The 6,096-nt window shown below is 66.1% G+C and carries 7 protein-coding genes; 6 read left to right on the top strand and 1 reads right to left on the bottom strand.

What is annotated here, in order from left to right; genetic code table 11:
- Nucleotides 1–378: type IV pilin protein (locus LJE61_RS08885; RefSeq protein WP_296918159.1), on the bottom strand; the 378-nt coding region annotated here is incomplete at its 3' end.
- Nucleotides 379–1,470: 1,092 nt separating this feature from the next.
- On the opposite strand from LJE61_RS08885, the gene LJE61_RS08890 reads away from it, so the two are divergent.
- The 6 genes from LJE61_RS08890 to LJE61_RS08915 all read left to right on the top strand — a co-directional run.
- Entirely contained in the window at nucleotides 1,471–1,920 is a 450-nt protein-coding gene (locus LJE61_RS08890; protein ID WP_296918171.1) for a type IV pilin protein, read from the top strand.
- Between the two features lie 3 nt (nucleotides 1,921–1,923).
- The gene (locus LJE61_RS08895; RefSeq protein WP_296918161.1) at nucleotides 1,924–2,454 is read left to right on the top strand and encodes a GspH/FimT family pseudopilin; all 531 of its coding nucleotides are present in this window, start codon (nucleotides 1,924–1,926) and stop codon (nucleotides 2,452–2,454) included.
- Nucleotides 2,451–3,026, top strand: a complete 576-nt coding sequence (pilV, locus tag LJE61_RS08900; protein WP_296918163.1) for a type IV pilus modification protein PilV — start codon at nucleotides 2,451–2,453, stop codon at nucleotides 3,024–3,026. Before LJE61_RS08895 ends, pilV begins: the two co-directional genes overlap by 4 nt.
- A gap of 101 nt (nucleotides 3,027–3,127) precedes the next feature.
- Nucleotides 3,128–4,177, top strand: a complete 1,050-nt coding sequence (locus LJE61_RS08905; RefSeq protein WP_296918165.1) for a PilW family protein — start codon at nucleotides 3,128–3,130, stop codon at nucleotides 4,175–4,177.
- A complete protein-coding gene (locus LJE61_RS08910; RefSeq protein WP_296918168.1) occupies nucleotides 4,174–4,782 on the top strand; it encodes a pilus assembly PilX family protein in 609 nt (202 codons plus the stop codon). The genes LJE61_RS08905 and LJE61_RS08910 overlap by 4 nt, the downstream gene beginning before the upstream one ends.
- A gap of 21 nt (nucleotides 4,783–4,803) precedes the next feature.
- Nucleotides 4,804–6,096: vWA domain-containing protein (locus LJE61_RS08915; RefSeq protein ID WP_296918169.1), on the top strand; the 1,293-nt coding region annotated here is incomplete at its 3' end.

Here is a 6,096-nt window from a genome sequence, read left to right on the forward strand (position 1 = left end):
GGTCTCCCCGCCGGCGGCGACCTCGAGCGTGATCACCGCACATCTGGTGTCGTTGGCCTGCATGCCAATGGCGGTTGCCGAGGCGCCGAAACCGTTCACACGGGCACTCGGCACGGCCAGGGTGTAGTGCCCCTGGGCGGATGTCGCCCCAACGCCCAGCCCGTCTTCGGAGAGGTCAGCGGTGTAAGCGACATGATTTGCCCGCCACTTTGCCTGGGCCAGCTGGATGCGCAGCAGCGCATCATGGGCGTCCGTCCGCTTCGCCTTGCGAATCTGCTCCTGGTAGCCGGGAAAAGCCACGGCCGCCAAGATGCCGGCGATGGCGACAACGATCATCAACTCCAGTAATGTCAACCCCAACCAGCGGTCTCTGATCATCCTTGCCTCCGAAGCGTCCTCTGTCGGTTCCGAGCTTTCGGGACACGCAAGAACCGAGCCTGCCAGTCGACCGGAGATCCGGCGGAAACTGAACCGGAGAAGCCCGCGGAGCCGCTCTACCACGAAGGCCTGATGTGGACGCCCCACGTCGTGACCCACAAGGCGGCCCCAGCCCTGGTAAACGCCGGTGCTGAATCCGAATCCGATGGCCGTCGCACCAGCGGATCATGACGGATGGCCCCGGGACGAAACATCCGCACCCAACTGTTAAGATTGGACTAGACTGTCGTCATACGACACAGGCAGAGCGCCGCGGCACCGCCCTGCGCAGGAGAATGGGCACCGCAAAGGAAGGGAGTCGCCTTGATGGATCGAGCGCTGAGCAGATGCCCGAGCTTGGAGCCCCAGTCTTTCACAACGCCCGCCCGGCCGGCCGTTGTTCAGGGATGCATCGCCAACATCTCAGGCGGTCATCCACGCACCTCCGGTCAACGACCGAGCCGATCGTCGAGGCGTCCTGTCGACCTGGACGCCGCACCTGACGACGTCCGCCCATCCGGCGCCGCTGACATGCAGATCTGTGCGCTGGTTCTCGGTTCTGCGCGCAGACCGGTGCCATGCTCGAAGCACACACGGCATGATCCGAAAGATGGCGCGGCCCGCCCCTCGCATCCGGTGAAGAATCATGGCTCCGCTGAGCCTTCGGGAGAGGCGGGTACGGGGGCTCGGCGGCCGGCTTTAGGGCTCACGCGGTCAAGGGTCAAAGAATGCGACGCGTCCCTTCGATCCTTATCCCGCTTCGGGGGATCGCCGTCAGGTCGGATCCTCACCACGCTGAATACGCCTTGTTCAGCCCCCTCTCAGCGATGGCGAGCCAGTTGCGAGCGATTTGCCATGAACCCACACCGACAGGAATGCCCGGGGTACCATGCCGGCGCCGTGAAGGTGCTCGCGCAAGAACCTCGCACGGCTGGGGCGCGTCAGGCCCGTGGCGCTCGCGAGCCGACCGATGCGCTCGGCTCGAGCAAGCCCCGATGGACGCCTTGGGCTCAGACTCGGACCGGGGGCGTCGCCAAGCGCATAGGCTCGTCGCTGAGCTCGAGGCCAGCCCGCGCCGCGGATGACCGAGCGCGCTCGGGTCGGCGGCGCGGCTTCACGCTGATCGAGCTCATGATCACGGTCGCGATCGTCGGCATCCTTGCCGCGGTGGCCTACCCGAGCTATCAGGAGCACATCCGCAAGGCCAATCGGGCGCAAGCGCAATCCTTCCTCATGGACCTTGCGCAGCGCCAGCATCAGTACTTCATCGACGCACGTCAATATGCGGCGACGGTCGAAGATCTGGGCAGTGTGGTACCTGACCGGGTCGCCGGGTTCTATACGATCGACATCGATCTGCCGCCCGGCGCACCTCCACCTCCACCTCCGCGGTTCACGCTCTCGGCAACGCCGATCGAGGGCTCGAGCCAGGCTCAGGACCTGGGTGGAGCGGCACTGACCCTGAATCAAGCCGGAGACAAGGCGCCGAGCGGAAAGTGGTGACCCATGGATGGCGATCGGGACACGGGCATCTCCACGCCGGGACGGCCGGCATCGGGCCCACCCGTGAGCCATCTCGGTGGATTCACGCTGCTCGAGCTGATGATGGTGATCGCGATCGTGGCGATCCTCCTTGGCATCGGCATTCCGTCCTATTCCCGCTTCATCGCGGAGCAGCGCGTCCGTGCGGCCGCGGCGGATCTGCAAAGCGCGCTGTGGCGCACCCGCTCCGAGGCCATCAAGCTCAATCGGGATGTCACCCTGTCCCCTGCCGATGCCGCTGACGGGTGGCAGTCTGGTTGGAGCGCGGACAATCCAGCCTCGCCGGGATCTGATCTTCTGACGCGCGGCCCCCTGGTGGGCGTCCAAGTGACGGGTGGTCCCGCGGGTATCACCTATCGCGCGTCCGGGCGTCTGCGCGCCGCGACGCAGCCGGCACTTGAGCTCGAGTCCGAAGTAGACAGCGGTGCGCAGAGGCGGTGTGTCCGAGTCGATCTCAGCGGCCTACCCATGATCCAGACGGGGAACTGCCCATGACTGGGCGGCGGCCGAAGGGGAACCGGCAATCCGGCTTCACCCTGCTCGAGGTCCTGATCACCGCGGTCATCATCGCGTTCGGGCTGCTCAGCCTCGCCGCGCTGCAGGCCAAGATGGTCACCACGCAGATGGAGGCCTACCAGCGGGCCCATGCGCTGGTCTTGCTGGAGGACATGGTGGCACGCATCAACACGCAACGCCAAGCCGCCCGGGGTGGGGCCTATGCGACGACCGGGGCAGACACCGGTCTCGGAAGCGGCGACGGCTATGACGCCTCCGCGGGCTGTGCGGGAATGAGCGAGCCAGCACGCGACCTCTGTGAATGGAGCGCCGCGCTCAAGGGTGCCGCAACGCAGCAAGGTGGGCAGTTCCTCGGTGCCATGATCGGGGCGCGCGGCTGTATCGAGCGGACGGGCAGCGACCCGGCCGCGTTCCGGGTGAGCGTGGCCTGGCAGGGCCTGACCGAGACGGTCGCGCCCGCCGCGGCGCTGACCTGCGGCGCCGGTGCCTACGGGGACGAGACGCTGCGCCGCGTGCTGGCGGCCCAGGTCACGCTGGCGGACCTCAACTGACGCCGATGTTCAGTCAGAACCCAAAGCACACCGTCAAGGCCCCACCGATCTCCCCAGGTGGCGGCCGTGCTGGTCAGCCTGTGCGCTGCCAGTGCCCGCGCATGACCCGGTCTAGGCGTGCCGCGGCCGCCGCGCCGCCCCGCGTCGGTCGCGACCGCTCGGCGCGTCCCATCGGCACGCTCGGATTCACGATGGTCGAGCTCATGATCGCCATGCTCGTCGGGCTCTTTCTGCTGGGGACCTTGGCCCTGGTGCTGTCCAACAACAGCCGCACCCGCAACGAGATGGAGAAATCCATCCGTCAGATCCAAAATGCGCGCTATGCGATCGAGGTCCTCACCAAGGATCTGAGCAATGCAGGGTTCTATGGCGAGGCCGGTCTCCCCATCACCACCTCGCCATTGCCCCAGCCCTGCCCGGCGGCGGGCGCCCTGAACGGGGACGTGCTCGCCTTCCCGGTCCAGGGGGCCGACAATCTCGCGGCCGGACCCGCGTGTCTGCCGGACCTGCTGCCTGGAACCGACTACGTGGTCGTTCGCCGCGCCAGCACCTGCTCGGTCGGTCAGGCCGACTGCGATCCATTCGTCGCCGGCGTGCCCCACATCCAACAGCCGGCCTGCACGCCCGGGCAGACCCCGCTCGTCAGCACCGCCCTAGCGGCGCTGAGCGGCACGACTCGCCAGTGCATCGCGTCCCAGCTGGCGCCCATCTATCGCCTCTTCAATCGAGTCTATTATGTCGCCGCAAACAACAATGCCGGCGACGGCATCCCGACCCTGATGCGGGCGGACCTCGGCGGCGCGGGGTACGGCATCACGCCCGTCGCCGAGGGAATCCAGGCGCTCCATTTCGAGTATGGCCTGGACACCGACGGCGACGGAGAGCCTGACAGCTATCTCCTGACCAACAACAGCGGCGCACTCCTCGCAGGCGGCGTTGCCCTGCCGGACGCGCAATGGCGAGACGTGGTCGCGATCCGCGTCCACCTCCTGGCCCGCAATGTGGACCCGACCGCCGGTTACACCGACACCAGGACATATTTTCTGGGCCAGCAGACGATCGCCCCCCTCAATGATGCGTTCAAGCGCCAGGCCTACAGCACCACCGTCCGGCTGAACAACGTCGCCGGCCCGCGGGAGTCGTCGCCATGATGATCCGATTCGTACCCAAGCATGCCCGGGAACGCGGGGCGGTGCTGGTCATCGCGCTCATCATGCTGCTGGTCACGACGCTGGTCGCGGTCTCCACCTTCGAGATGGGGAGCGGGAACTTTGCCGTGGTGGCCAATCTCGAGAGCCAGCGGCAGGCCGAGAAGGCTGCGGAAGCGGCCTTGGAGGAGGCGATCACGGGGCTCCCGGTCCTGATTCGCAGTCTCACGGCAACCGGCGCCGAGGCCCCAGGCGCCGTCTTCTATTGCGAGGGAGAGCGCAACCGCAAGTGCTACGACTTCAACGGAGACGGCGCGCGGGATTTCGAGGTCGACCTCACTGCACCGGCGCCGACCTGTGTACTGGCATCTCCGATCCCGATCGACGCTCTCGTGGTCGACGCCCCCGGAGACCAGGGCTGCTTCGTCGGCGCACCTCAAACGGGTGCCGTGGATGGTGCAAGCCCCGGAGGGTTTTCACTGTGCTCGAACTCGGTTTGGGACCTGTGGGCGCGTGGCCTGGATCTCGTGACGGGCGCGCAGGCCAGGGTCCGCCAGGGCATCGGCATCCGCGTGTCCAACAACGATATCGCCACCGCGTGCCCATGACTGCTGATGCGGAGAAGGATCATGTCTCACCCATGGAAGACTCGCTGGGTCGCTACGCTCGCCACCGGACTGCTCTGTGCATGTGCACTGACCCGCGCGGAGGATATCGACATCTTCGTCGGCGGCACGGTGACCGAGTCATCCAAACCGAACATCCTCTTCGTCCTGGATAACAGCGCGAACTGGAGCCGCAACAGCCAACACTGGCAACCGAGCGGCGTGGTCCAGGGCCAGGCCGAGGTACGCGCGATTCGAAACGCGCTCGCCGATCTGACCGACAAGGTCAATGTCGGCGTGATGATGTATTCAACGCAAGAGCCCTACACAAACTCCGGCTATGTCCGGCATGCCCTCAAGACGTTGAACTCAACCAATCAGGCGGCGCTGAACGCGCGGCTCGACCGGATCTACGACAATATCAACGAGCCGTCTGAGAAGCGTCAGGGGAACCCGAAGTTCGGGTCACTGATGCACGATGTCTTCAACTATCTCAACGGCGACACGGCGCTCGAAGGCGGCGCGGGCACACCGGCCAGTCTCGCCGATCCCGCCGGCTATCGAACGCCCTATTCGGAGTTCAGCTCACCGCTCACCACCGCAGACCTCTGCGCCGACACCTATGTCGTGTTCATCGGCAACCCGCAGAGCAATGGCCCGACGACGGATGACAGCTCCAACTCGGATGCACTCGATACGCTGGTGACGGCGGCGGGCGGCACCCCCGACCGCCTGGCGGAGCGCAGCGGCGGCACGCCGATCCCGATCCCGCGCTTCACCCCCAACAGCCAAACCGAGCAGGTGGAGCTCGACTTCAGCGCGGCCTGCTACAGCAAACAGAGCGATTGCACCGCCGCCGTGAACAAGGCCGGAAGCACCTGCCTGGAGGCCGGCTATACGAGCTGCGCGTGCCTCTCAGAGACCAAGACACCCAACACGTGCAGCGACAAGAAGGACGATCAGTACATGGTCCAGGGCACCATCCTGTCCGAATCGATGGTCCCGACCGGCGAGTACGACACGAATAGCGGTGCCGACTGGAACCTCGACGACTGGGCCAAGTTTCTGTATGTGCACGGCGTCCCGGTTCCGGGCGCGTCAGAAACAGACCCGCGGGCCCGCGTGATCACCTACACGATCGACGTCTTCAACAAGCAGCAGAACGCCGATCACACCGGCCTCTTGATGAGCGCGTCCAAGGTCGGCGGGGGCCGCTATTTCATGGCGCGCAGCCAGGAGGCGCTCGAGGCCGCCCTGGGCAGCATCATCAACGAGATCCTCTCGGTCAATTCCACCTTCGCCTCGGCCTCGCTGCCC

It is taken from the genome of Thiocapsa sp. (assembly GCF_022340925.1).
In the GTDB taxonomy this organism is placed as follows: Bacteria; Pseudomonadota; Gammaproteobacteria; order Chromatiales; family Chromatiaceae; genus Thiocapsa.

Coding starts and splice junctions, on each gene's coding strand:
- LJE61_RS08895 (WP_296918161.1), top strand. CDS start 1,924: ATGGATGGCGATCGGGACACGGGCATCTCCACGCCGGGACGGCCGGCA.
- pilV (WP_296918163.1), top strand. CDS start 2,451: ATGACTGGGCGGCGGCCGAAGGGGAACCGGCAATCCGGCTTCACCCTG.
- LJE61_RS08905 (WP_296918165.1), top strand. CDS start 3,128: ATGACCCGGTCTAGGCGTGCCGCGGCCGCCGCGCCGCCCCGCGTCGGT.
- LJE61_RS08910 (WP_296918168.1), top strand. CDS start 4,174: ATGATGATCCGATTCGTACCCAAGCATGCCCGGGAACGCGGGGCGGTG.